23 protein-coding genes and 1 tRNA gene are annotated in these 25,808 nt (G+C 68.5%); 11 read left to right on the forward strand and 13 right to left on the reverse strand.

Annotation, left to right across the window (positions count from 1 at the left end):
- Position 1: 1 nt before the first annotated feature.
- From BMW35_RS03020 to BMW35_RS03050, 7 genes are all read right to left on the reverse strand, one after another.
- Entirely contained in the window at positions 2–457 is a 456-nt protein-coding gene (locus BMW35_RS03020) for a DUF7287 family protein (protein ID WP_089667923.1), read from the reverse strand.
- A 2-nt stretch (positions 458–459) separates the two neighbouring features.
- Positions 460–2,481, reverse strand: coding sequence for a type II secretion system F family protein (locus BMW35_RS03025; RefSeq protein WP_089667924.1), 2,022 nt, complete (start codon positions 2,479–2,481; stop codon positions 460–462).
- A complete protein-coding gene (locus BMW35_RS03030) occupies positions 2,478–5,477 on the reverse strand; it encodes a type II/IV secretion system ATPase subunit (RefSeq protein WP_089667925.1) in 3,000 nt (999 codons plus the stop codon). The genes BMW35_RS03025 and BMW35_RS03030 overlap by 4 nt, the downstream gene beginning before the upstream one ends.
- Positions 5,478–5,585: 108 nt before the next feature.
- Complete coding sequence (locus BMW35_RS03035; protein WP_089667926.1) at positions 5,586–6,827, reverse strand: ABC transporter permease; 1,242 nt, start codon at positions 6,825–6,827, stop codon at positions 5,586–5,588.
- A complete protein-coding gene (locus tag BMW35_RS03040) occupies positions 6,824–7,558 on the reverse strand; it encodes an ABC transporter ATP-binding protein (protein ID WP_089667927.1) in 735 nt (244 codons plus the stop codon). The genes BMW35_RS03035 and BMW35_RS03040 overlap by 4 nt, the downstream gene beginning before the upstream one ends.
- 112 nt (positions 7,559–7,670) lie before the next feature.
- Positions 7,671–8,714, reverse strand: a complete 1,044-nt coding sequence (locus BMW35_RS03045) for a DUF7350 domain-containing protein (protein ID WP_089667928.1) — start codon at positions 8,712–8,714, stop codon at positions 7,671–7,673.
- Positions 8,707–9,972 carry a DUF7405 family protein gene (locus tag BMW35_RS03050; protein ID WP_089667929.1) on the reverse strand — a complete coding sequence of 422 codons (1,266 nt, stop codon included), beginning with the start codon at positions 9,970–9,972 and terminating at the stop codon, positions 8,707–8,709. The genes BMW35_RS03045 and BMW35_RS03050 overlap by 8 nt, the downstream gene beginning before the upstream one ends.
- 95 nt (positions 9,973–10,067) lie before the next feature.
- Between BMW35_RS03050 and BMW35_RS03055 the strand changes: the two genes are divergently transcribed.
- Positions 10,068–11,186, forward strand: a complete 1,119-nt coding sequence (locus BMW35_RS03055) for a hypothetical protein (RefSeq protein WP_089667930.1) — start codon at positions 10,068–10,070, stop codon at positions 11,184–11,186.
- Here the strand turns inward: BMW35_RS03055 and BMW35_RS03060 are convergent.
- Positions 11,176–12,393 carry a trans-sulfuration enzyme family protein gene (locus tag BMW35_RS03060; RefSeq protein WP_089667931.1) on the reverse strand — a complete coding sequence of 406 codons (1,218 nt, stop codon included), beginning with the start codon at positions 12,391–12,393 and terminating at the stop codon, positions 11,176–11,178. The two genes, BMW35_RS03055 and BMW35_RS03060, sit on opposite strands and share 11 nt — an antisense overlap.
- 135 nt (positions 12,394–12,528) lie before the next feature.
- Between BMW35_RS03060 and BMW35_RS03065 the strand changes: the two genes are divergently transcribed.
- Positions 12,529–12,933 carry a CBS domain-containing protein gene (locus BMW35_RS03065; protein WP_089667932.1) on the forward strand — a complete coding sequence of 135 codons (405 nt, stop codon included), beginning with the start codon at positions 12,529–12,531 and terminating at the stop codon, positions 12,931–12,933.
- A 54-nt stretch (positions 12,934–12,987) separates the two neighbouring features.
- Here BMW35_RS03065 and BMW35_RS03070 read toward each other — a convergent pair whose 3' ends face one another.
- Positions 12,988–13,452 carry a plastocyanin/azurin family copper-binding protein gene (locus BMW35_RS03070; RefSeq protein WP_245708121.1) on the reverse strand — a complete coding sequence of 155 codons (465 nt, stop codon included), beginning with the start codon at positions 13,450–13,452 and terminating at the stop codon, positions 12,988–12,990.
- A gap of 568 nt (positions 13,453–14,020) precedes the next feature.
- On the opposite strand from BMW35_RS03070, the gene BMW35_RS03075 reads away from it, so the two are divergent.
- Together BMW35_RS03075 and BMW35_RS03080 are read left to right on the forward strand one after the other, a co-directional pair.
- Entirely contained in the window at positions 14,021–14,980 is a 960-nt protein-coding gene (locus BMW35_RS03075) for a BMP family lipoprotein (RefSeq protein WP_394327260.1), read from the forward strand.
- Entirely contained in the window at positions 14,980–17,352 is a 2,373-nt protein-coding gene (locus BMW35_RS03080) for a methyl-accepting chemotaxis protein (protein WP_089667934.1), read from the forward strand. The genes BMW35_RS03075 and BMW35_RS03080 overlap by 1 nt, the downstream gene beginning before the upstream one ends.
- An 80-nt stretch (positions 17,353–17,432) precedes the next feature.
- Here BMW35_RS03080 and BMW35_RS03085 read toward each other — a convergent pair whose 3' ends face one another.
- The gene (locus BMW35_RS03085; protein ID WP_089667935.1) at positions 17,433–18,536 is read right to left on the reverse strand and encodes a DUF4367 domain-containing protein; all 1,104 of its coding nucleotides are present in this window, start codon (positions 18,534–18,536) and stop codon (positions 17,433–17,435) included.
- Positions 18,537–18,709: 173 nt separating this feature from the next.
- Here BMW35_RS03085 and BMW35_RS03090 point away from each other — a divergent pair, with 173 nt between their 5' ends.
- Complete coding sequence (locus BMW35_RS03090; RefSeq protein WP_143052137.1) at positions 18,710–19,078, forward strand: PD-(D/E)XK family putative nuclease; 369 nt, start codon at positions 18,710–18,712, stop codon at positions 19,076–19,078.
- A gap of 62 nt (positions 19,079–19,140) precedes the next feature.
- Here BMW35_RS03090 and BMW35_RS03095 read toward each other — a convergent pair whose 3' ends face one another.
- Both BMW35_RS03095 and BMW35_RS03105 read right to left on the reverse strand, forming a co-directional pair.
- Entirely contained in the window at positions 19,141–20,016 is an 876-nt protein-coding gene (locus tag BMW35_RS03095) for a thermonuclease family protein (RefSeq protein WP_143052138.1), read from the reverse strand.
- A gap of 385 nt (positions 20,017–20,401) precedes the next feature.
- A tRNA-Ala gene (locus tag BMW35_RS03105) sits at positions 20,402–20,473 on the reverse strand.
- A 219-nt stretch (positions 20,474–20,692) separates the two neighbouring features.
- Between BMW35_RS03105 and BMW35_RS03110 the strand changes: the two genes are divergently transcribed.
- Genes BMW35_RS03110 through BMW35_RS03125 form a run of 4 tightly spaced genes read left to right on the forward strand, consistent with a single transcriptional unit; the run spans position 20,693 to position 23,087 of the window.
- Positions 20,693–21,157, forward strand: a complete 465-nt coding sequence (locus BMW35_RS03110) for a 30S ribosomal protein S15 (RefSeq protein WP_089667939.1) — start codon at positions 20,693–20,695, stop codon at positions 21,155–21,157.
- Positions 21,158–22,225, forward strand: a complete 1,068-nt coding sequence (locus BMW35_RS03115; RefSeq protein ID WP_089667940.1) for a hypothetical protein — start codon at positions 21,158–21,160, stop codon at positions 22,223–22,225.
- The gene (locus BMW35_RS03120) at positions 22,222–22,461 is read left to right on the forward strand and encodes a KEOPS complex subunit Pcc1 (RefSeq protein ID WP_089667941.1); all 240 of its coding nucleotides are present in this window, start codon (positions 22,222–22,224) and stop codon (positions 22,459–22,461) included. Before BMW35_RS03115 ends, BMW35_RS03120 begins: the two co-directional genes overlap by 4 nt.
- Complete coding sequence (locus BMW35_RS03125; RefSeq protein WP_089667942.1) at positions 22,458–23,087, forward strand: 30S ribosomal protein S3ae; 630 nt, start codon at positions 22,458–22,460, stop codon at positions 23,085–23,087. Before BMW35_RS03120 ends, BMW35_RS03125 begins: the two co-directional genes overlap by 4 nt.
- Positions 23,088–23,161: 74 nt before the next feature.
- Here BMW35_RS03125 and BMW35_RS03130 read toward each other — a convergent pair whose 3' ends face one another.
- Positions 23,162–23,611 carry a cupredoxin domain-containing protein gene (locus BMW35_RS03130; protein ID WP_089667943.1) on the reverse strand — a complete coding sequence of 150 codons (450 nt, stop codon included), beginning with the start codon at positions 23,609–23,611 and terminating at the stop codon, positions 23,162–23,164.
- A 106-nt stretch (positions 23,612–23,717) separates the two neighbouring features.
- On the opposite strand from BMW35_RS03130, the gene BMW35_RS03135 reads away from it, so the two are divergent.
- Positions 23,718–24,395: a protein sorting system archaetidylserine synthase gene (locus BMW35_RS03135; protein ID WP_089667944.1), complete on the forward strand. Its 678-nt coding sequence runs from the start codon at positions 23,718–23,720 to the stop codon at positions 24,393–24,395.
- A 58-nt stretch (positions 24,396–24,453) separates the two neighbouring features.
- Positions 24,454–25,749, forward strand: coding sequence for a HEAT repeat domain-containing protein (locus BMW35_RS03140; protein WP_089667945.1), 1,296 nt, complete (start codon positions 24,454–24,456; stop codon positions 25,747–25,749).
- Positions 25,750–25,808: the final 59 nt, after the last annotated feature.

A 25,808-nucleotide genomic window follows, 5' to 3' on the forward strand; every position in this document is an offset into this window, starting at 1 on the left:
GCTACCACACCCGCACGGTCAGTTCGAGCCGCCGGTCGTCGGTTGTCACGGTTCGCCACGCGGTCGTCACGTCGGCGTTCGACGGCGTCTCGGGGCCGGCGGCGGCGCGCTCGCCGCCGACGTCGACGACTCCGGTCGCGTTCTCGATGGTGACGTTCACGGTCCGGTACTCGGGGACCGCGAGGCGGTCGATTGCGTCCGGGTCGCCGAAGAAGTCGGCGGCGCGCTCGTCGTCGAGGACGTACTCCTCGCCGGCAACTGAGAGCCGGTCCGTCGCCAGGCCGTCGGCAATGCGGTTCGCCGTCGCCGGGTCGGCCGTCCCCGCGTCCGCGAACGGCGCGATGATGCCGGGGACGAACGCGAACGCGAACGCCACCGTCACCAGGAAGACGCTGATGCCCACGGTGAAGTCGATCGTGGTCTGCGCGCGCCGTCCCGGGAGTGTGCTGGCGGTCATGGTCACGCGAACGAGAACACGAGCAGGGCAATGGTCGGCAGCACGACCGCGAACTTCACCCCCGCGAGCACGCTGGCGTCCCGGATGTAGCCCGCGATGAACCCGGAGACGAGCCCCTGGATGGTGACGGCGTGGAAGAACATCGCGCCGAGCGCGTCCGTGTCGATGCCGCCGCCGAAGTCCAGTTGGTTCGCGCCGGCCTCCGCGGCCTGACCGCCAGCGCCCGCCGACGTCGAGAGCCCCTCCATCGTGCCGAGGAACTTCACGTCGAGGATGACCATCACCGCCAGCAGCGTGAGGTATGTCATGACGATGATGACGACCTGCATGCGCGCTCGGGAGCGCCGCTCGCGGTCGATGTCGTCCTGATTCTCGCTGGCCTGCGCTGCGGTCGTGAGGACCGCCGTAATCTGGCTGGAGGCCTCCTGAGCTTTCGCGACGAGCTTCACCGTGCGGGCGAGTCGCGGGATGTGGTACTTGTTGTTGAACTCGACGAGCGCCTGCCGCAGGCTCGTGCCGTAGTTCACCTTCGCGTACATCACCTCGAACTCCTCACCGAGTTTCCCGGTGGTGGTGTCGGCGACGGTCTGGACGGACTCCAGCAGCGTCATCCCGGTGTCGTTCGCCGAGGAGAGCTTCCGGAGGTTGTCCGAGAGCTTGTTCGTGATGCGGTGCCGGGAGCGCACATTCCACTCGCGGAACACCGCCAGCGGCACGCCGATGGCGTACAGCGGGACGTACGCGTAGAGGAACGTCCCCCAGACGGGCTGGTCCACCATCCCCTGCCAGCTGGTGGGTGCGACGCCGCCGAAGACGGCCGCCCCCATCACGACGAGCGTGACGGGAACGGTGAACGCGAGCGTGAACAGCGGCCGGTCGCGGAAGAAGCCGCCCGGGTGCTTGAGCAGCCGCACGGTCTCGTGGGTGCCCTCGCGGCTCCGCACGCGGTCGAAGATGCCGTACTCGCCGACGAAGCGCTCGACGAGCCCGAGGTCCCGCAGGCCGGGTTCCCGGCTCGTCTCGCCGTCGCCGAGTTCCAGATAGCCGTCGCCCGGCTCGTCCTCCTTGACTGTCGCCACCAGCACGAGGAAGCCGACGCCGACCATCGGCGTGAGCACGTAGACGGTGGCGTACAGCAGGAACATCTGGGCCTGCCCGAGCATGCTCATGATGACGAGGATGATGATGAGGAGGAGTGGGAACAGCGAGAGCGTCATGTACATCTCGCCGAACAGCTCCAGCGTCTCCAGGGTGAGTTCCTGTTGCTGTTTCGCGGTTCGCATGTGCTTGTCCTTCTTGTCCGCGAGGAACTCCGTCATGTTCCCGCCGGAGTTGATGATGGAGAGCATGTCCGTCAGGAACTGGCTGAGTTCGTCGCTCGGCGTCTCCATCGCGCGGTTCCGCACCGCCGTCCGGTAGTCGGTGTCGAAGTACTCGGTCTCCTGGACGATGGCCCGGAACTCCATCGCGACCTCGCCGTAGGTGTCGTCGGCCTTCGCCATCGCTTCGAGGATTTCGAGCTGGTTCATGCCGCCGATGGAGAGCGCGTACATGAACGAGACGGAGTCCGCGAGCAGCATGTTGATCTCGCGCTCCCGGCTGTTCGACCGCATGTAGGGGACCGCGACGAGGCCGCCGAACCCGAGCGTGAACCCCAGAAGTCCGAAGACGAGGCCGGTGGCGACGACGAGGGCGGGAATCTTCAGCGCCGAGACGACCGCCAGCAGCGTCTCGTTCGGGACGGGGACGCCGATGAGCGTCTCCGTCGGAACGAATCCGAGGTAGAACAGGACGTAGCCGAGGCCCAGGCCGAGCAGCCAGAGCACGCCACCGAGCAGCACGCCGACGCCGAGTGCCCGGGAGACGAACAGCTCCACGGGGTCGTCCATCCGGGCTTCGGCGAGCTTCGTCTCGATGTCGCCGACGAAGTCGCTGCGGTCGCTGAACGCCCACTGGTACAGCGGGTAGAAGGCGTCGGCGAGCGCGTCCGCGCCCTGCCCGAAGCTGCGGGACCCGGTGCTCATCCGTCCTCAGCCTCCTCCGGCCCGTCCGCGGGTTCCTCGCTGCCTCCGAGCCCCAGGTCCGTCGACTCCCGTGGCTGTCCGCCGTCCGCAGCCTCGCTCGCTCCCTCGTCGAGGCCGTCGTCTTCGGCGTCGTCGGCGCTCATCGGCTCGAAGTCACCGAAGTCCTCGTCGCCGAGGTCGCTGTCGGTGACGCGCTCGATGGCTGACTCCAGGTCCTCGGGCCCGAGACCGCGCGTGTCGGCGACCACGTCGTCCGTCACGGCGTTCTCGGGGGCGAGCGCCTCCGCGAGAGAGTCTGGCGTCTCGTCTTCGTACTCGACGAGGATGCCGTCCTCGGCGCGGGCCTCGGCGACGACCGCCTCGGCTTCCGCGAGCACCGGCTCGCTCGGGTCGGGGCGAGGCACCATCTCCTCCTTGTCCGGGTCGACGTTGATGAACACGCTCTCCATCTGCCGGAGGTCCGCTAGCGCGTCGGCGAGCTGGTCGTTCGCGACGAGCGCGAGGATGGTCTCCGGGTCGTTGATGTAGGCCTGGGCGGTCGCCGCGACCTGCGCGTACTCGTTGAGGCCTTCCGTGATGAGGTAGGCGAGCAGCACGCGGCGCTCCTGGAGTTCGCGGTCGAGCTCCAGCTGGGTCCAGCCGCGGTCGAAGCGAATCTCCTCCAGCGTGGAGGAGTCCGCCGTCTGACGGTACTCGTCGTCCTCGGGCTCCCACTGGAACACGTCGTTGACGTTTATCTCGTCGTTCTCGGGGTCGTAGCGGTTGATTTCGGTGATGGACCGGTTCCGGCGGACCTTCTTGCCCGCGACCCGCGTCTGGGACTGGATCGACACGAGGTCCAGCGCTGTGAACAGCGTCTTCGAGACGTTGATGGGTTCGGTGGTGAACCGCTTGAGGACCTCGCCGACGTTGTCCGCGTGGAAGGTCGTGTACGTCGTGTGGCCGGTCGACATGACCTGGAACAGCGTGCGACCCTCCTCGCCGCGCACCTCGCCCATCACGATGTAGTCGGGGCGCTGGCGGAGCGCGGCTTCCAGCAGGTCGAACTCGTCGATGTCACCGGTCTCGTCCTCCCCGAAGCTCGGCCGGGTGACGGAAGCGATCCAGTTGCGCTGTGGGAGTTCGACCTCCCGCGTGTCCTCGATGGAGACGATTTTGGTGTTGCTCGGGATGAACAGCGAGACGGCGTTCAGGCTCGTCGTCTTCCCCGAGGCGGTGCCGCCCGCGAACACGATGGACTTGTCGTTCTCGATGCAGAGCCAGAGGAACGCCATCTCGTCCAGCGAGAACGTCTGCCAGTTCACGAGGTCGATTGGCGTGAACGGCACGTCCTTGAACTGCCGGATGGTGTAGTTCGTGCCGTGGTCGCTGACCTCCTTGCCGAGCGTGAGTTGGGCGCGGGAGCCGTCCGGCAGCGTCGCGTCGACCTGCGGCTGGCGCTTCGAGATGCCCTTCCCGGAGCGCTGGGCCAGCTTCACGACGAAGTCGTCGAGGCTCTCCTGTCCGTGGTGGACGTTCGTGATGAGGTTCTCGTAGTCCGTGTGATAGACGAACACCGGCGAGTTCCAGCCGTCGACGGAGATGTCCTCGACGTTGATGTCGTGCTTGATGGGGTCGATGCGCTCGTAGCCGACGAAGTCCCGCTGGAGCGTGTACAGCAGCGTCTCCACCTGGTACTCCGTGAGTTCGTCGGGGTCGTCTGCGAGCACTGCGGGCTCGGGGCGCGCCTGGATACCATCGAGGTGCGGCCCCCCGTCGTCCGTGTCACCCGGGCGGTCACGGAGCCCGAGCGACCCGAGCAGCCGGTCGACGAGCGACTCGCCCGCGTCGGGGTCGTCGAAGAGGTCGTACCGCGCCAGCAGCTTCCGGGTCTCGCGCTCGATGACGGTCTTCCGCTGGTCGGCGTCCGCGGCCGCCGCCACGTCGTCGCTCGCGTACTTGATGGCGGTCCGGAGCTTCCCCGTCAGGAAGTCCTGGAGGTCTTCCTCGATCTCGTTGCGGTACGGCTCGACGACGTAGTACTTCTCCTCGTTCTCGCGGTCGCTGTGGAAGATGACGACGAACGCCGCGGGCTTGTTCACCCAGTAGCGCTCCACCTCGGTGAAGTGGCGTTTCTTCGCCATCGGCACCGCCTTCTCGAGGTCGTAGCGGTTCGCGAGCGTCGTGTGGCCGTCCAGCGTCGAGAAGAACGCGTCCTCATCGACGTCCTCCCGGACGTTCACGGTGCGCTCGTCTTCGAGGTCGAGCATCTCGTCGGCGGCCGTCTCCTTGACCGAGAGCCACGTCTCGATGGTCTCCGGGTCGAAACCCAGCGCGTCAGTCGGGTCGAACCGGACGATGTTCCCGTCGTCGCGGGGCCGCGTCCAGTCGTTCTCCCCGACGTAGTAGTACTCGCGCTTGTAGTGCTCCCAGAGCCAGTCGTCCTTGACGACGGGCGTCGTCTCGGGATTCGTGTACTCGTCGAAGAACGCGTGGAAGCGCTTCGCGCGCCGCGCGGCCTCGTCGACGACGGCGTCCCGGGCCTTCGGCTCGAACCCGAGGTCGGGCGTCGGGTCGGCGTCCAGCGCGTCCCAGTCCGGCGTCGGCGGGTCGGCGTCGAGGTCCGCCCAGCGCGGATACGGCGGTCTGACCTCCACCTCCGCGGGGTCCTCGGCCTCGGCTTCGGCCTCCCTCTGGGCCTGCTCGCGGCGCTCGCGCTCGCGCTCCGAGCGCACCTGGTCCGCCGCCCCGTCGGGCCCGTACTCGTCGAGGTAGTCGACCCAGGTGTACTCCCCGACGACCGCACCCGGGTCCGTCTCGACGCGCTCGACGGCGGACTCCAGCGCGTCGCCGTCGAACGCCGGTCCGGTTCGGTCGGTGCCGCCGCTGTCGTCGGGGCCGCCGGCGACCCGCCGCACCGCCGGTTCGAGCCCCGCGTCGCCCGACCAGACCCCTGTCCGGTCCTGCCTGCCGCCGCCGGCGGGCCCCCCGGCCGCCTCGGCGTCGTCCCCTGCCATTGGCGGGTTCTGGCGGCCGAGTCGGAAAAACCCTTGCGCCCGATTATCAGAACGTAGAGGACCGAAAACGAGCCCCGGCTGACCGGGACGCTACCCCGACGCGGGCGGTCACTCGTACCGCAGGGCCTCGATGGGGTCGGTCCGCGCCGCGCTCCAGGCCGGGTAGAGACCGGCCCCGACGCCGACGAGGATGCCGACGACGACCGCGATACCCGCCCACTCGACGGGGAACGTCATCGCGAGGTCGACGTACTCCGTGGCAGCGTACGCCCCCAGCACTCCGAGGACGATGCCCGCGAGGGAGCCGACGACGCCGAGGACGACGGCCTCGACGATGAACAACTGGAGGACGTCGCTGTTCTGCGCGCCGACGGCTTTCATGATGCCGATTTCGCGGGTGCGTTCGGTGACGGAGACGAGCATGATGTTCGCGATGCCGATGGACCCGACCACGAGCGAGATGACCGCGACCCCGGTCACGAACGCGGTGAAGGTGTCCAGCAGCTCCCGAATCTGGTCGACGAGGTCCTCGACGGTCTGCACCCGGAACTCGTAGCTCCCGGGTTTGAGGGTTCGGGCGTCGGAGTCCTCGTCGAGGTACGTCTGGACGTCGCTCTGGACGGCGTCGACGGCGGAGAACTCGCTGGCGACGACGGTCACCGTCGGGTAGACGCGCTGGGGGGAGTCGCTGCTCGGCGCGTCCAGCCGCGTCTCGTAGAACGGGTCCGTCGGGACGTACACCTGCGGGAGGGGTTCGTTCCCGAACGGCCCCTCGCCGGCCGCCAGCACGCCAGCGACCGTCGCGTTCACGCGGCTGCCGTTCTGTCGGACGACCGCCACGGTGTCGCCGACGGAGACGTTCCCGGGGAACAGCCGCGCCGCGGGCTCGTTCACGACGACCTCGCGGGTGCCCTGCTCGAACGTCGTCCCGTCGCTGAATCCGCTGGTCGCGACGTACTCGAAGCTCTCCGGAGTCGTCGCAGTCAGGCGATTGTAGCCGAGCGTCCGGCCGCCCGCGGCCAGCCCCGATATCGGAACGGTCCCCTGCGGGACGACCGCCGCGGTGTCCTCGATGGCCCGGAGCTGTTCGATGTCGTGTTCGGTGAACACTGCCTGACTCTCCCCGGGCGGACCGGGCTGGTCGTCGGCGGGCCCGGTCGACACCGTCATCAGGGGCGGCTGGTCGCCCGACACCTCGCCGATGACGTCGGCCTGCAGGCTCGCGCCGAGCGTGACGAACGTGATGACGGCGGCGACACCGATGGCGACCCCGAGCGTCGTCAGCACCGACCGCAGCCGGTGGCCGCGGATGGCGCGCACGCTCATCCGGAAGCTCTCGACGGGGTTCACTGCTCACCACCCCCGGTCGCGGTCGGTCGCCGGGGCTCCGCGACGCGCTCCTCGCGCTCGACCTCGCCGTCGAGCAGGTGGACGATGCGGTCGGCGTGCTCGGCGATGTGGCGTTCGTGCGTGACGACGAGGACGGTGTTGCCGGCGGCGTGGAGGTCCGCAAACAGCGCCATGATGTCCCGGCCGGTCTCCGAGTCGAGGTTCCCCGTGGGCTCGTCGGCGAGCAACAGCGCCGGGTCGTTGGCGAGCGCGCGAGCGATGGCGACCCGCTGGCGCTGGCCGCCCGACAGTTCGTTCGGTCGGTGGCCGGTGCGCTCGCCGAGCCCGACCCTGTCGAGGAGGTCGGCGGCGCGCTGGTCGCGCTGGCGGCTCGGCACGCCCTGAAACAGCATCGGCAGCGCGACGTTCTCGGCGGCGGTGAGCCGCGGCATGAGGTTGAACGTCTGGAAGACGAACCCGACTGCCGTCCCCCGAATCGTGGTTCGGGCCTCCTCGGAGAGGTCGCCGACGTTCTCGCCGTCGACGACCACCCGGCCCTCGGTGGCCGTGTCGAGGCAGCCGACGAGATTCATCAGCGTCGACTTCCCGGAGCCGCTGGGCCCCATCACGGCCGTGTACGACCCCCTGGGGAGCCGCAGGGAGACGCCCCGGAGCGCGTGGACGGGCTGACCGCCGAGCTCGTAGGTCTTCCGCACGCCGTCGAGCACGACCGCGGGTGCCACGTCGCTCATCGGTTCCCTCCGGTCACGGCGTCCGTCGCGAACATGTCACCGAGTAGGGCGTCCAGTGACGTAACGGTGCGGGAGCCCCGGAGGGCTCGCCGGCTCGCCGGCCGACCGGTCGTCAGAACTCCATCGGGTCGACGCCGAAGAACGCCGTCTCGTAGCCCTCGTGGCGGGCGAGCTGCGAGGCGGCGTCCTGTCGGACCGTCAGCGCGTCGCCGTCACCAAGCCCGGGGACGGCCGCGGCGTAGTGGTAGCCGAGCTCCGGGTCGAGCGTCGGTACGAGCTGGTGGGTGTCGCCGGCGGCGTCGAGCGAGAGCGTGGCGGCCGCCAGCGGGAAGCGGCTGTGCGCCGAGCGCACGGAGACCGCGACGTACGTCTCGTCGCTCCCGGTCGCCAGCGTCCCGCGCTCGTCGGCGGTCGCAGCGACGAACTCGGCTCCCGCGGCGGTCTGGGTGCCTCGGACCTCCAGCGGGAACGACTCGGCGGCCGGCGTCTGGCCGGCCGAGACGGCGTCCATCCCCATCGGGTCGACAGCGCCCGGCGTCCCCTCGCGGTCGCCCGCGATGTCGGTGAATTCGAGGTCGTTCAGGCGGCCCTGCGAGAACGGGAACGAGAACGAGAACGTCAGCGGGCCGTCCGGCACCTGCACGTCGTCGGTTCGGCGGGTGCCGCCGGGCGACACCTGCACGGTCGCCTCGTAGTCGCCGTCAGGCCCGAGTTCGACGTTGTCGCCGTAGTGGACGCCCATCCGCTGAGAGAGCATCTGCCAGGGGTTCACGCGCCCGGTCTCGCCGTCGGGGTTCGTGTACTCGATGCGAGGGCTCGTGGCGGGCAGCGCGACGCCCGCCTCGTCGTCCCACACGGAGACCATCAGGTGGGCGTCCTCGCTGGACTCGAAGTCCACGCGCTCGGTCTCCTCGCCCGTGACCGTCCAGAAGCGGTGCGGGAACGTGTACGAGAGCATCGCCCGGTACCGACCGTTCGCGCTCGTCCCCGCCATCTCCATGCCCTCGTAGTGCGTCGGGTAGTAGGGCTCGTCGGGGCGGTTCTCGGGCAGCGGCGGCTCCCGGTTCGCGGGCTCCGTCTCCAGGAACCCCAGACACCCCGCGCTCGCCGCCAGCCCACTCGCGCCGAGGCCGGCGAGGAAGCGACGCCTACGCATCGCCGCCCTCCGGCGTCGGGAGCGCCCGAAGGTCGCGCGGCGGCAGCAGGTAGTTCCCCCGGTTGGTGACCGAGAGGTACTGGCGGATGCCGTTGTTCGTGCGCCGTCCGACTGCGGTCTCGCTGGAGATGTCCTCGGCGTTCATGGCGTCTCTGGTGGTGACGAAGTCGCTGATGTCGCGCTGGAGCGCGAGGAAGTGGACGCCCGCGCGGCCGCCGTCCGTCGAGTCGAAGTCACGGCGGAGGATGATGGGGCGGCCGTCCTCCCGCACCGACTTGAGCTTCTGGCCGTGGCCGACGATGCCGTCCTCGCGGGCCGTCTGTTCGGCGGGCGGCGAGTCGTCGAGCTGGGGGTCGTCCCCGAGGTTCTCGCCGGTGCCCTCGATGCGGTCCTCGTCGGCGTGGACGGGACAGAACATCTTCGCCTCGCGCTGCTCGCGGCTGTCCTGCTCGTACCACTGCCGCAGGTCGAGGTCGATATGAGAGACGTGCTGGGTGGTGCCGCCCGCGAACGGCCCGGACTGGATGGTGACGCGGTCCTCGGTCGCCTGACTCCCCTCGAAGTCAGACTTGAACCCCATGTACAGCGGGGAGTCCTCGTCGACGGGCTCCGAATCGGGGACGCCGTCGACGTCCTGATTGTCGGCCGGCAGCCCCGTCCCGACGAAGCCGGTTCGGCGCTCGACGAACGAGAACGCGTCGGTGAGCGCCGCGTCTACGGACTCGTCGTTGGCGGTGTCGCGCTCCCCCTTCATCGCCTCGCCGGCTTCCAGAACCACCTGGGCGTGGTCGCTTGCGAGGTGGAGAATCGCAGCCGGTTCGTCGAGCGTCGGGTCCTCCAAGTCCGAGAGCGCCTCGGGGCGTGGGAGGTCGACGCCCGCAGGCGGACCGCCGAGCGCGTCGAAGTACGCCGGCGTGTAGCCGAGTGTGAACAGGAGGCCGTCGTTCGACCACTCGTAGGCGCGTTCGAGGCTCCGGAGAGCGGATTCGACCGTTGCTCTGTCCGCCTCCGGGTCGCCGTCGTAGTCGAAGTGGAGGAGGACGTGGTGGCGGGGCGGCAGGACGTTCCCGGCGTCGTCGCGGGCTGCGTGGGCGTTCCAGGCGTGCTGGCGTGCCGGCAGCGAGGACGGGTCGTCGGTCCCCGTGGGGACGGACACTTCCTCGCGGTCCAGGCACGCAGACAGCGCGCTCGCGCCGCCGATGGCGACGGCGGCTTTCAGGAACTCGCGCCGCGGGACGCCGCGCTGGTCGCGGTCCATACCGGCCGTTGGGACGCACGGAGTTAATGGATTCTGGTGTGCGCGCCGGACCGAGAACCAGAACGCGAAAGAGGGCGGCGGCGGAACATCCAGCAATGATTCGACGCGTGGACGCTGCAAGGGCCACCGGTGCGCTCGGCGCGACAGCCGCGCTCGCGGGCACTGCGGCGGCCCACTCGGGGACGACGCACGCGGGGACACCGCACTGGCTGCTCGTCGCGCTGGTCGCGCTCGGCGGCGTCGCAGCCGCCGGCGTCGTCGCTGCGTACCGCCGACGGCTCCTCTCGGGGACGCAGGCCGCCGTCGGCGCGCTCGCCGCGAGCGTCGTCGGCGGGTTCGGACTCATCGGCGTCGTGGAACTCCAGGTGGTCGCGGAGACGACGCCCGGACTGACGGACATCTACCCGCCGCTGAGCCTCGCCGTGGCCTCTCTGATGGCGCTCGGGAGCGTCGTCGTCGGGCGAACGCGCTACCCGGAGCGACCCCGGTACACCGCGCTCGGCGTGCTGCTGGCTGCGTGGGTCGTCTACCCCGTCGCGATGCCGAACGGCGGCGTCTACCACCCGCTCGGCCACACGCTGGTCGTCGCCGTCGTCCTCGCCGTCGCGTACGTCCTCCGGCGGGACGCCTGGGCGGTCGTCCAGAGCCTGCGGGCGGACCGCGGCCCGCGGCTCGCCGGGCTCGGCGCGGGCGTCGTCTTCGTCGCCGTGTTCTCCATCTCGGCGGGTACGCTGACGTTCAACCCGGACACCGGCGTGGGCGCACCGACCGAGGCGCTGGTGATGGTGCTGCCGGTCGCCGACCCGCTGGTGGCGTGGCCGGCCGTCGAGTTCGTCTTCCCCTCGGTGCCGATGGGCGGGTTCGTCTCCGTCGGCACCGTGTTGCTGTTCGGGCTGCTCGGGAGCCTCGTCGCGCTGAACGTCGGCGTCGTCGCCCAACAGTACCGGGCCGGCCGGAACGCCGACTCCTCGACGTCCGCGCTCGGGATGGCGGCCACGACGGGCGCGACGGCGTGCTGTTGCTGCGCGCCGGCGTTCTACGGGCTGCTGTCGGTGTTCGTCGGCGGGGCCGCCACGCCCGCCTACTGGGCGTTCATGAACCCGTCCTCGCCGCTGGGCGGGTCCTTCTTCGCGGCGAGCGTGCTGCTGATGGTGAGTGGGCTGCTGCGGGCGACCGGCGGGAGTGCGGACGGCGCTGCCGCGGTCAGTTCGTGACCGTCTCGCGGGTCATCGCGTCGAACCCGCGGTCGAGGTCGGCGACGAGGTCTTCGACGGCCTCGATGCCGATGGACAGCCGGACGAGCGTGTCGGTGATGCCCATCTCCTCGCGTTCCGCTCTCGGAATCGGCTCGTGGGTCATCGCGGCCGGGAGCTCCACGAGCGACTCGACGCCGCCGACGCTGACGGCGAGCGCGAACTCGTCGAGGGCGTCGACGAAGCGCTTGGCGTCCTCGATAGTGCCCTCCAGTTCCACCGAGAGGATGCCGCCGTAGCCCGACTGCTGGGCGTCCGCGAGGTCGTGCTGCGGGTGGCTGTCGAGGCCGGGGTAGTGGACGGCGGCGACCTGGTCGTGGTCGTCGAGGTACTCGGCGATGGCGAGCGCGTTGGCTTCGTGGTCGCGCATCCGAGGCGAGAGCGTCTTGGTCCCCCGGAGCGTGAGGTAGGCGTCGAAGGGCGCGAGCACGTTTCCTAACCCCACTTGCTGGAGGAAGCCGACCTGTTCGGCGATGGCGTCGTCGCTGGTGACGAGCGCCCCGCCGAGCGAGTCGCTGTGGCCGTTGAGGTACTTCGTGGTGGAGTGAGCGACGATGTCCGCGCCGAGGTCCAGAGGCTGCTGGAAGTAGGAGCTGAGGAAGGTGTTGTCGACGCCGAAGCGGACGCCGGCGTCGTCGGCGATGTCGGCGATTGCTTCGACGTCGCAGAGCTTCATGAGGGGGTTCGTCGGCGTCTCCATCCAGACGAACGTCGTCTCGGGACGGATGGCGTCGGCGACGTTGTCGGGGTCGGTGGCGTCCACGAACGAGACGTCGACGCCCAGCGAATCCCGGAAGAGGGCTTCGAGCATGCGGCGGGTGCCGGCGTAGAGGTCGTCGAAGGCGACGACGTGGTCGCCGGGTTCGACGGCGGCGAAGATGGCTGTGGCGATGGCGGAGGTGCCGGACGCGAACGCGAAGCCGTGGTCGCCGCCTTCGAGCGCGGCGAGGCGACGCTCCAGCGCGTGACGTGTCGGGTTGTTGAGGCGGGAGTAGACGAACTCGCCGGCGTCGGGGTCGACGTCGTCGAGGCTCATCTCCGTGTCGAGTTCGGGGGCGGCGAACGTGGACGCGAGGTGAATAGGGGAGACCACGTCGCCGCGCTGCGTTTCGGCGGGGTCTTCGCCGTGGCCGACGGCGAGCGTCTCGAACTGCCGGTGGCGGTCCATACCGGAGTGTCGACGCACCCCACCAAGTATGTTTCGAGAATCTGATAATTATTCGCGGCGGTTCCATTATTGCGGCGAATACTGCCGCGGCCGGGGCTGGCAACGTTTAAGGAACTACCGCAGAGAACTCCTACCATGGACGATATTTTCGTGGGACAGCTGATGTCCGACGACCTCTACACGGCCACGAAGGACACGCTCGTCGAAGACGCCGCGGACACCATGCTCTCGAACGGCATCGGGTCGCTCGTCGTCGTCGACGACGACGGCCACCTCGAAGGAATCCTCACGACCACCGACTTCGTCGACATCGTCGCTCGCAGCAAGCCGAAGGCCGAGACGACGGTCGAACGCTACATGACGGCCGACGTCGAGACCGCGCGCGTCGGCGACTCCATTCAGGACATCGCGGACGCGATGGTCGAACACGGCTTCCACCACATGCCCGTCGTCGACGAGGACGGCACCGTCGTCGGCCTCATCTCCACGACGGACCTGACGGCGTACATCTCCACGGTCCAGACGCCCAGCCCGGCCTAGTCGGTCGACGGCGGAAAAACGAACTGCTGTTTCTGGCGGGAGTCGCGGTGACGCTTACTCTTCGACGACGATGGTGCCGACCATACCCGACGCCGCGTGCGGCGTGCAGACGTACGTGTACTCGCCGGCAGTCTCGAAGGTGTGTTCGAACGTGGTGCCCTCGTCGACGGTAGCGAAGGCTTCGCCGCCTTTCTCCATCGTCCCGAAGCCCTCAGCGCCGTCCGGAATCGAAATCTTGTCCTGCATGTCCGGCCACGCGGAGACGTTGTGTGACGGTGCCTGGAAGTCCCAGGTGACGGTGTCGCCGACGGAGACCGTGAGTTCCTCGGGCTTGAAGTTCAGGTCGCCGTCCGGAGAGACTGCGACGGTGTTCTCGCCGGAACTGCCACTGTCGTCACCGCCGTCGTCGCCGGCCGTCGTCTCCTCACTCTCGGAGTCGCCACCGTCGTCACCATCCCCGCCACTGGAACAGCCGGCGAGCATCGTGGCTGCGACGGCCGCGCCCGTAGATTTCAGCATTGTCCGACGGTCGAGTCGAGTGTCTCGAGTCATCATCAGAGACTCAGGACTGCGGACGGTTAAACGACTCCACCGATGCGGAATCCTGGGACAACGCCCTACTATTCAAGTGGCCTTTATAACCGTCGTCCGCCGTGTTTCGGCGCGTGGCTCCCGTATCGAGTCACAGTCGTCGTCGGTGGACGGACCAATGACCGGAACCACCCCCGAATATCCGACACGAACCGAGTTGCACAAGTAGTCCCGTCGCTGACTCGCCCTAATATTTGTACTCCGAGACTGGTCAAATACTCTAAGATACCGCGTGAGAGCGGCTGTACGGTTATCACAGGCGAGAAACAGAGGCTTGAGCTTATACCGTCCGCCCCAGTCCGTTGGAGCGAGAGCGACCGTGAACGACGCTACGACGAGACGACAACTGCTCGCAGGCGCGGGCGCTGCCGCCGCAGGGGCGCTCGCCGGCTGCACGGGGGGTATCGGAGGAAACAACGGGGACAGCGGCGGAGGGGAGAGCGACACACCCACCGCGGCCGCGGCCGTCGACGAGGACGCGGCCGCCGCTATCGGGATGGTGTACGCGCTCGGCGGGCTCGACGACCGGTCGTTCAACGACGCGGCGAACCGCGGCGTCCAGCGCGCCCGCCTCGACCACGGCATCGAGTACACCAACCACGAACCCGGCAGTGTTCCCGCGTTCGCGGACGTCCAGGCGGAGCTCGCCGCTTCGACGAACCCGAACTACGACCTCGTCTGCTGCATCGGCTTCCTCCAGGCCGAGGGGCTGTCCGCGACAGCGCCGGAGTACGGCGACCAGCAGTTCATGATCGTGGACTCGGTCGTCGACGCCGACAACGTCGCCAGCTACGTCTTCGAGGAGCACAAGGGCTCGTTCCAGGCCGGCCACCTCGCGGGCCTGCTGACCTCCCGTGACGTGAGCCTCGGCGGCGGCGCGACCAACCCCGAGGAGGCCACCGTCGGCTTCGTCGGCGGCGTCGACCAGCCGCTCATCCACAAGTTCCAGGCGGGGTTCGAAGCGGGGGTCGCGTACGCGGACGAGGACATCGACGTGCTCACCGAGTACCTCGGGAACTTCAACGACGCCCAGGGCGCTCGGGACATCGCCGCGGACATGTACGAGTCCGGTGCCGACATCGTCTACCACGCCGCCGGCGGTGCCGGCCTCGGGGTCTTCCAGGCAGCGCAGGCCCACGGCCGGTACGCCCTCGGCGTCGACTCCGACCAGTCCCGCAGCAACCCGCGGTACGCCGACGTCGTACTCGCGAGCATGGTGAAACGCGTGAACATCGCGGTGTACGACGCCGTCGCCGCGACCGTCGAGGACGCTCTGCCGGTGGGTGAGGTCGTCTCCCTCGGCCTCGACCGCGACGGCGTCGGTATCGTCTACGGCACGTCACTGGAGCCGGCGATTCCCGACGACGTCCGCGACGCGCTCGCCGAGTCACGGCAGGCAGTCGTCGCCGGCGACATCGACGTGCCATCGGAACTTCCACCGACGGGTGGTGCCTGATGGCGGGCAGCATCCTCGCGCGGGTCGCCGGTGCGCTCGACCGGCTCGCGCCCGGGTTCGTCCGCCGACGGTACGCGGCGAAGTTCGCCATCGCGTTCCTCGCGGTGCTCGTCGTCATCGGCGGTGCCGGCGCGTTCACCTTCCAGGAGACGTCCGCCGCGGTTGAGCGCCAGACCACGCAACAGCTCGCGGAGACCAGCCAGATCGAGGGCGACGGCATCGGGTCGTGGGTGGAACAGCAGCGCACGCACACGCGGTCAATCTCGCAGGGCGACCCCCTGCGGAGTGACCGGCAGGCGGCGGCGTACATCCTCTTACAGGACGAGTTACTCCCTGACGACGTGGTGAGCATGCACCTCGTGAACGCCAGCCGCGACGAGGTCGTGGCGAGTACGGAGCTCCCGCTGGAGGGGCGCGCCCTCTCGGAACTCCAGGCTCCGTGGACGACGGCGTCCGTGCCGGAAGGCCCCGGCAACAACAGCGAGGTCTGGTCGAGCAGGCGGTCGTACCGGTCGCCCGTGCTCAACGACGAGCCCGTGATGGCGTTCGCCAGCTCGGTGCCGAAACGAGACGGCTCGTACCTCGTCGTCGTCACGCGCATCCAGAGCCAGGTCGACCGGCTCACGGACCCGAACTCCACGAAACAGACGACCATCCTGAACACCGACGACGAGACGGTCCTGAACATCGACCGCGAGTTCGACACCGACACCCACAGTGACAGCCTCGCGGCCATTCGGGACGCGAACGGCACCGCAGCCCCGGTCACGTCGGTCTCCGGAGGTCGCGTGTACGCGTTCGCGCCCGTGCCGCACACCGACTGGGTGACGGTCACGAGTGTCGACACGGCCCAGGCGTTCAGTGTCCGTGACACGGTCGGCGAGACCGTCGGGCTGCTCGTGTTGCTCGCAGTCGTCTCGCTGTCCGTCGTCGGTTTCGTCCTCGGGAAGCGCACGGTCGACCCGCTGAAGCGCCTGCGGGACCGCGCCGAACGCATCGAGGCCGGCGAGTTCGACGTCGACCTCTCGACGAGCCGCATCGACGAGATCGGCCGGCTGTACGGGAGCTTCGACGACATGCGGGTCTCGCTCCAGCAGCGCATCCAGGAAGCAGAAGAGGCGGTCGAGAACGCCGAAGCCGCGCGGGCGGAAGCCGAGGAGCTCCGCACGGACGCGGAAGACGCACAGGCCGAGGCCGAACGCGCGAAAGAGGACGCCGAGGAAGCCAGCCAGCGCCTCCAGAAGCGCGCCGCCGAGTACAGCGGGGTGATGCAGGAGGTCGCCGCCGGTGACCTCACGAAGCGCCTCGACGAGGACGCCGAGGAGGCCGCGATGCGGGAGGTCGCCGTGGAGTTCAACGCGATGCTCGACGGCCTCGAAGCCACCGTCGGCGAGGTCGCGGTGTTCGCCGACCAGGTCGCCGACGCCACCCTCGAAGTGGCGACCGGTGCCGAGGAGATCGAGACGACCAGCCAGACGGTCAGCGAACGCATCCAGGAGATCGCCGACGGCGCAATCAGGCAACACGACGACCTCGAGACCGCCGCGGGCGAGATGGACCAGCTGTCCGCGAGCATCGAGGAGGTCGCGGCGTCCTCCACGACAGTCGCGCAGACCGCCGAAGAGGCCGTCGACCGCGGGGAGACGGGCCGCGAGGCCGCCGAGTCCGCCCTCGAAGACATGGCGGAGATCGAGTCGCTGTCGGCGGACGCCGTCGACCAGATTCTCGAACTCCAGAGCCGCATGGCAGACATCGGCGAGATTGTCGACTTCATCACGGACATCGCGGAGCAGACGAACATGCTCGCGCTGAACGCGAACATCGAGGCGGCCCGCGCCGACAAGGACGGCGAGGGCTTCGCCGTCGTCGCCGACGAGGTGAAGAGTCTGGCAGAGGAGACGAAGCAGGCCGCGGCCGACATCGAGTCCGAAATCGAAGCGGTCCAGACGGAGACCGACGACACCGTCTCGGACATCCGCGCGACGAGCGACCACATCGACACCGGCGTCGAGACTGTCCGCGAGGCCGCCGACGCTATCGAGGACACCGTCGACGCTATCGAGGACGCCAACCACGGCATCCAGGAGATTGCGGACGCGACCGACGACCAGGCCGACGCCACCCAGAGCGTCGTCCGCCGCGTCGACGAGGTCGCAGACATCAGTCAGAACGTCACGCAGGACGCCGAACAGGTGTCCGCGGCCGCCGAAGAGCAGTCCGCGTCCGTCGCCGAAATCGCGCGCAGCGCGGACGAACTGCGGGAGCGCGCCGACTCGCTGGCCACGACCGTCGGTCAGTTCGAGGCTCGCGACCGCGACGACGCGACCACTGGGTCGGAGTCGTCGAACGACACCGCGTCGGTCGACGACTGAGTCGACTCGCGGTCCGTTCGGTCGCCGTCAGACGGGGCGACCGAACACCGAGGGCCTGTCCCCGACCGAGCGGGCGACGGTCACTCGTGGAGCGATTCCGCGACTGCGACGAGCGTCGACCGCGAGAACGGCCCGCTCACCGAGTACGTGAACCGGTCAGTCCGCCACTGTAGAATCCCCCGTTCGCCGAACTCCACGTACGACCCGTCGTACCCGGCCACGGACACGTTCTCGCCCTGCGTCGCCGACCCGGTGGCCGTGGACTGGCTGACCCGCAGCGTCGACGACTCGTTCGCGTATGTCAGCGACACGGCCGTCGTCGCACCCGACTGCGTGGTTGTGACGTTCTGCAGAGCGAAGCCGTCCGGGAGCGTGGTCGGCTCGCGGACCGAGAAGTTCACTGATGCGGCCGCCGCATCGACCGACTCGAACGTCCTCGTTTCCGGGAGCGTCACATTCTCTACGGTCGCGTTCGTCGGCGGCTCGAACGTGAATCGGTCGGCCGGAATCGTCGCGTTGTAGGTGAGATTCGAGTACGTGATCGTCGACGTCGACGTCTGGTTGCCGACCGTCGTCGTCACCTGCGTCCGCACGGGGAACCAGTTCTCCTGGTCGAGCCAGACCGTCTGGTTGCTCGCGACGCTGCCGAGTGTCCCGTTCGGCGGCTGGACGGACACCACGTACGTCTCCCGGCCGGAGACCGTCTCCTCGCGCTGGTACTCGGCGGTGAACTCCGACGAGAGGTTCTGGAACGCTCGCGTCAGGTTCTCCGCGAGCCCGGTGTCGTACTGGAACCGGCGGGCGGTGTTCGTGGTCTCGTTGTACATCCAGAACGTCGACTCGTTCGACACGAGCAGCGTCCCCTCGCTCGGGCCGGACACGTACTCGTAGCGCACGTCGTTCGGCGGGACCTGCCAGACGTTCGCCTCCATCGTCTGTGTCCCGTTGCCGGTCCCGGTCGTGATTGTGACCGTCCCGGTGACGCTCTCGACGGACGTGTTGTTGCTGAGTGCGTGCTGTTCGATGACGTCCGCCGACGGCGACTCGCCTGCGGTCGTCTGCGGCGCTGCCGTGGTGGTCTCCTGGGCCGTCGACGAGTCCTCGAGACCGACACATCCGGCCAAGGACGCGACGAGGAGGACGACAACCACACCGAGAACCACCGGGAACCGTTTCAGAGCCATCGTACTCGAACTTCGAGTATCCGGGTGCTTCAACGCAACGCCCGTTCTCAGCCGCTGCATCCCGCTATCTGGCCGACAGTTGGACCACAGACGGTCGCACTCGACCGCACCTCGACACTGTCTGACAGCCGTCGTGAGCGTCCGCTCTCCGATGGCGGGTGACGGGTAGTGGAGTGGACGCCGACGGGTCGGGTGGCGAGGAACGCGAGATCGAGTCCGCGATGCACGAGCACGCCGACGGCCAGCCCGGGACGTTCAAGCTGTATCGAGACTACCACGAGCAGCTACAGCTCGAGGGCGGCTACTACGTGTTCGCGGCGTATCGGATTCGGGGACGCGGCGTCGAAGCCCTCGCCCACGAGCGGCGGCCGGCATCGAGGCTGCCGACGCTTCGGTGGCACGGCGGCGGCGAGCATCGCGGAACGGAACAAGCTACAATCGGGATTGTCTGCGTCCGTAATATCGGGCTTCGTCTCTTGAGCCACCCACAGTCCAGCGCTGTCTCCACTCACAGGAAAAGTCAGACGCGTCTGCTCTCATAGGAAGCGCGCGCTCCGCCTCTCATCGGACAATTAAACGGGGAGGTGGTGGATATCTGAATCAGCTAGTACACCGAACGCTCGTTGCTCTCGTTGGCGTCGTCGTGTGCCCAGAGACCCACGTTGTTCTCCCGAGCAGTCGTCTCCGCAGCCTGTAGTGCATCTGCGTACGGGGAGTCGGAGTTCGTCAGTGTAGCCATGCCCTGCTGGAGGAGGTACTCGTTGAACATCACCTTCTCACCGTTGTCGTTCTCGAAGTAGACGTACACGAGAGGCGTCCCGTTCTCGGTCGTCCGGTCAGTATGAACGATAGTCGGGGCACCACCTATCCGGTTCAGGTCATTCTCTACAGCCGAGGCTGCATCGTACCCGTACCCCACAATCGCCTTCTTGTGTGCCTGTGTTTCGCTCTCGTTGGCCGCTTCGTGATAGCCGTAGTCGGCAGGCGTAACTTCGGACTCGTTCAACGGCGGAGTGCTCACGTCAGCGAGCTTCACCAGCGCGTGCTCGTCCGCTTCATCATAGTAGAACAAGAACGTATCACCAGAGACGGTGCGGCTGGCGATACCCGTCTTGTTCCCGGTCTGGAACGACTTCGCCCCAGTCGGTTCCGTGGACGGCGCTTTCTCGACAGTCTCAACAGGTGCCGCAGTGGTCGTGGCGCTCGTCGGTGCGGCTGTCGGTGTTGATGCGTCAGTCGTCATCGCAGTTGTCGTATCCGTAGACGTTCCTCCACCCATGCAACCCGCAGTGGCGAGCAACATGGCGAGACCGATAGTTGCGATAATCTGTTTCACTCCACGCTGCCTAATCTGACGTTGTATAATAATACATCTGAAAAGGGCCGACAACAACCCTCTCACGAAGACAGTTCTGAGACGGAACTCCCGCAGTTCGGCGGCCGTGACGAACTCGACGGCCGGCACTTCCTCACTCGCCACCGCGACCACCCCCGAAGAGGGGTGCGTCGTGGTCCGGACGCGTCTCACCGAGTGGGCTCAGGCCGAAGTCCTCCGGATCGTGGTCGCCAAGGTGGTGGTAGCGGTCCTCGTTCTTCGAGAATTCGTAGCCGCAGGCCGGGCAGACAGTGAGCGAGTGGACTCGCCGACCTCGCGAATACCGGACCGTCGCGAGGCTCACGCCGACCACCCGGAAAAGCCGGCATTTCCCTCAACCCAACCGCCGGATAGCGTGAGGGTCAGTTCTCCCGGCTGTTCCTCTCCGATCCCTGCGCGAGTTGGTTGCGGCGACTCTAAACAGGAATTTGGAGCGACAGGGCTGGAAACAGCCGTCGCTTGGGGACCAGCTACGGCGAAGAAGTGGGAGTGGACTCGTCGGGATTTGAACCCGAGGCCTTCCCCGTGCCAGGGGGATGATCTACCACTGATCTACGAGCCCTCGAACGCATCAATTCGTTGCCGGGGGTCGTTGATAAACCCCGCGATTCGGGAGCGGGCTGGACGGATGGAAACGTTTTACCTGCCGGCCCATCTGGGCAGTGGTAGGGAACGCACGGCCGTAGATCCGACGTGCCCGCCGCTTGGCGGGCTTGGGACTGCGGTAGTGTCGCGGCACCACCCGGTGCCGGCAGCGTCTCGTGTTGTTCCAATCCGAACAATGGCACGAATGCATACGCGCCGTCGCGGTTCGAGTGGTTCGGACCGCCCGACGGCAGACGAACCGCCGGAGTGGAGCGACGTAGACGAGGACGCCATCGAGGAGCGCGTCGTGGAGCTGGCCGAGCAGGGGCACGACCCCTCGCAGATCGGCCTGAAGCTGCGCGACGAGGGCGTGCAGGGCACGCCGATTCCCGACGTCAAGCTGGCGACCGGGAAGAAGGTCACCGAGATTCTCGAGGAGCACGACGCGGAGCCGGAGCTCCCCGAGGACTTCCGGAACCTCCTGGAGAAGGCCGTGCGCCTGTACGAGCACGTGGAGGAGAACGGTCAGGACCACCAGAACAAGCGTGCGCTCCAGAACACGCAGTCGAAGATCCGTCGCCTCGCGGACTACTACCGCGGCGACGAGCTCGACGAGGACTTCACGTACTCGCACGAGCGAGCGAAGGAACTCCTCGAATAGATGGCGACGACGGGACGCAGCGCTGTCGCGAGCGAGCCCGACGCGGCGTCGGTGCTGTCTGACGCGGAGTTCGTCCGCGTGACGGCGGCACCGACCGGCGGGAGCGTCGCGGCTGCCGCGATGCTCGCCGACGCGTGCGACGAGCGCGCCGTACCGTTTCAGGTGCGGGTGGCTCGGAGCGCGCCGGGCTCGTTCGACGACAGCACTGCGTCTCACGTGACCGTGGGCATCGAGAGCGGGGACGCGGCTGCGTCCGTGACCGACGACGTGGCGAACGACGCGTTTGCGCTGGTCCGCGAGGCCGGCGGCGACCCGGACCCCGTGCTGGCGTTCGCCGGCGCGGTCGCCGACGGTGTGGAGCCGTCCAGCGACGTTCGGGAGGCCGCTGGTCTCGACCGACGGCCGGGCGTCGGCGTGCCGACTGCCGACCTGGCCGCGGGGCTGGCGCACTCGACGCTGTTCCACGCGTCGTTCTCGGGCGACGAGCAGGCCGCAGGGGCGACCCTCGCGGAACTCGGGCTCCCACCGGGGCTCGACGAGAGCGCGCGCCGCCGGCTGGCGTCCGTGGTCGCACTCGACGCGACCGAGGACGCGAGCGAGCGGGCGGCCGACGCCGTGGCCGCTGGGCTGCGGCCGCACGCGACCCCGGACTCGGTCTTCGAGACCGTCGAAGGGTACGCGGACGTGCTCGCGGCGCTTGCCTGGGACTCGCCCGGGCTCGGCGTCGCGTTCGCGCTCGGGGCCGCCGACCGCACGGACGTCGTTGAGGCGTGGCGGGCACACGCCCGCGACGCACACGAGACGGTTCGCGTCGCCGAATTGGCCCGCCACCGGGGCGTGGTCGTCGTCGACGCGGCCGACTCGCAGCCGACGGTCGCCCGCCTCGTCCGGGACTACCGGGCCGAGGAGGACGCCGTGCTCGCGGTCGGCGACGGGGCCGCCGCGCTCGCGACGACCGACGCGGACGCCCGCGCGGTCCTCCCCGACGCAGTGGGGACGAGCCGGCTCGCCGCGACCGAGACCGACGACGAGGACGCCCTCGTCGAGACCGTGCGGGGTGCGCTGTGACCCGGACGGCGACGGTCCGCACCGATGTCGCGGACCCCGACCTCGTCGCGGCCAGCGTCCGCCCGGACAACACCGCAGAGATGAGCACAGAAGTCGAGGACGGCAGCGTCGTGACGCGCGTCGAGCGCGGCGACACCGCTGGCCTCCAGTCCACGGTCGACGACTACGTCGTGAACCTCACCGTCGCAGCCGAAGTCGCAGAGACAGCAGACCGACACACCACACACCAATCATGAGCGAACGATCCGTCTCAAAGCAGAACCAGGAGAAGCGGTGGTACACCGTGCTTGCGCCCGAGGAGTTCGACCGGGCGGAACTCGGTGAGACACTCGCGGAAGAACCCGAACAGGTATACGACCGAACGATTCAGACGACGCTCTCGGACATCCGAGACGGCGGCGAGAACAACGTCAAGCTGACGTTCCAGATTTCGGACGTCGGCAGCGACACCGCGTCGACCGAGTTCGTCAAGCACGAGCTCACGCGGGACTACCAGCGCAGTCTGGTGCGCCGCGGCTCGTCGAAGGTCGCCGTCACCATCACGGTGCTGACGACCGACGACTACCGCGTCAAGATTCAGCCCGTCGCGTACACGACGAAGCAGGCGGACCAGAGCCAGCAGAAGGCCATCCGCCGCACGATGATCGACCTCGTGGAGGAAGCGGGCGAGGAGCGCACGTTCGAGGCGCTCATCGACTCCGTCATCGAGGGCCGGCTGTCGTCGGCCATCTACGACGAGGCCAACACCATCTACCCGCTGCGCCGCGTCGAAGTCGAGAAGGCGACCCTCGAAGCCCACCCCGAGGAGGTCTACGAGGAGGAGGAGACTGCCGTCGACGTCGACGAAGACGACGAGGAGTAGCGACTCCCGACGTTCTCACATTTCAGCAGTTCGCTAACGGCAGTGCCGACCGACAAGCGTTCACTCTCCAGAGACTACTCCTCGACGAGAATCTTCCCGCGCATCCCGCCACCCTCGTGGGGGATGCAGAAGTAGTAGTACTCGCCGGGGACGTCGAAGGTGACCTCGTAGGTCTCGCCCGGGGCGATGTTCCCGCCGCCGTTGAGGCTCTTCTCCCACGCCTCCCGGGCTTCTGACTCGGAGTCGAAGCCGCCTGAGGCGAAGAAGTCCGCGCCGTCTGGGACGCCGCTCTCGTAGGCTGTGACGGTGTGCTTGCGGGAGCCGCTGTTCGCCCAGACGACGGTGTCGCCGACAGACGCCGCGTGGGTCGGCTGTCCCTCGCCCTCCACTGGATCCTGAGGGATGAAGGCGTTCGACGCCATCCCGATGTCGTAGTCGGAGTCCGCCAGCGACGGCCCGATGCAGCCGGCGAGTGCGGTGGCGGCGAGTCCGCCGCCGGAAGCGATGAACGCCCGACGTTGCATGCGTCACAGTCAGTGTGTCGCGCATTTAATCGGCGCGGTCCGTTCCCGGCCGCCGAGAACGGCGGATGTAAACACGTAAGAACGCCCCTCGTCTTGGCCGAAGCGTATGGGTCCCCGTTTCGTCGGTCGGTTGGGACTAGCAGACGCCGTGACGGCGGCGAACGCGGCGCTGGGGTTCGTCGCCATCGTCGCGGTGACCGTCGACGTGTCCCTGGCCGCTCGCGTCGTCCTGCTGGCGGCCATCGCCGACGGCTTGGATGGCCTGGTGGCTCGCGAGTTCGGGTCGACGCCGGTCGGCGAACACCTCGACTCGCTGGCGGACGTCGCGTCGTTCAGCGTCGCGCCGGCGTTCATCGCGGTGGTGGTCGCACACGACGCCTGGGGCGCGGAGACGGCCACGGGGCTCGCTGCCGTCGCGGTCGGCGCGCTGTTCGTCGCGGCCGGGGTCGTCCGGCTCGGTCTCTACACCGCTTACGACACGGGCAACGACCACACCGAGGGCGTGCAGACGACGCTCGCCGCGACGCTGCTCGCCGCGGGCGTGCTCGCCGGACTGGACGCGCCCGGACTCGTCGTCGCCGGACTCGGTGTTCTCACAGTGCTGATGGTGTCGACCGTCGAGTACCCGGACCTCCTCGCCCGCGACGCGCTCGCGATGGGTGCCGTGCAGGCAGGCGCGGTGCTCGCGCCGACGCAGTTCTCGCGGGTGTTCCCGAAGGCGCTGCTCGCGTGGGCCGCCGCGTACCTCCTGTTCTCCCCGCGGTTCTACTGGCGGTCGACGTAGCGGACTCGCGGCGGTCCGAAGGGAAACGCTCATAGGCGCGCTGGCGGAATTTGATTGCATGAGCGACGGGGACGAGGAACCCGAGGAGACGACCGAAGAGGCCGGCGAGACGGAGAGCGCCGTCGACCCGGACACGCTCGAGTCCCGGCTGGACGACGCCGAGGCCGACCTCGACGCGGCGGAGACCGAGGCCGACCTCGACGAGGTCGAAGCCGAACTCGACGCCGTCGAAGCCGATGTCGAGGCGGCTGACCTCCCGGAGCCAGACGAGGACGAAGAGAGCCGCGAGGAGCAACTGCAGGACCGGCTCTCGGAGCTCCGTGACGGCCTCGAAGAACAGCGCGGTCCGTACGCCAGCGACGTCGTGGAGACCGTCGAGGAGGCGCAGTCGACCATCGAGTCCACGCGCTGGACCGAGCAGGGCGAAACCGACCTCGCCGAGGCGGTCGCGGCCTTCCTCGACGACGCGGCCGACGCGCTCGACGAGAGCTTCGCGGCGACCAGCGACCCGGACGCCGCTGCGCTCCGCGCGGACCTCGACCAGGTCGTCGACGCCGTCGAAGCGGCTGCACTCGACGCCGACGAGGACGCGGAGACCGTCGCCGAACTCGTCGAGGCTGCCGACGGCCTCGACACCGGCGTCGAGGACGCCCAAGAGTGGGACGACCTCTCCGTCCGCCAGAAGCTCCGCGCGGAGGGCTACTACGACGTCATCGGGCAGAAGCACAAGGACTTCCCGCCGGAGTGGACCGCACTGAAGGAGTGGGAGAAACGCGGGAACGTCGAGATGGTCCTGCTCTGTCTGGAGCACCTCGGCGACTCCGACTTCATGGAGCGCCACTGCCTCGAGTCGCTGGTCCGCATGGGCAACGAGGCGGCCCTCGACGAGGTCGGCCAGCGGGCGGCCCGCCGCGACACGACGGCCATCGAGATTGTCGGGAAGATCGGCAGCGAGGACGGCCTCGAACACGTCGAGGACTACGTCGAGGAGGAGGGCAGCCCGAACCTCCGGACGACCGCGCTGAAGGCCGTCGGCGAAATCGGCAGCGAGGACAGCACGCAGCTGGTCGCCGACCAGCTCGTCGCCGACAATTCCGACGTGCGCAGTCAGGCCGCGCGTTCGCTCGGCCTCATCGGTGACACGCGGGCCGTCGCGCCGCTCTCGGACGTGCTCGCGGACGACGGCTCCGACACGGTGCGGGCGTCGGCCGCGTGGGCGCTCGTCCAGATTGGCACCGAGGACGCCCTGTCGGCGGCCGCGGAGTACGCCGACGACCGGTCGTTCCTCGTGGAGCAGGAGGCCTCGACCGCGGCCGAGGCGCTCGACGACGATCCCGCGGAAGCGACCGCGTAGCCGCTCGTTCTCCCCGTCCGTCCCGGCCGACAGCGACGCGTAGGTTCAAGTGCGAGCGC

The organism is Halobacterium jilantaiense (genome assembly GCF_900110535.1).
GTDB lineage: Archaea > Halobacteriota > Halobacteria > Halobacteriales > Halobacteriaceae > Halobacterium > Halobacterium jilantaiense.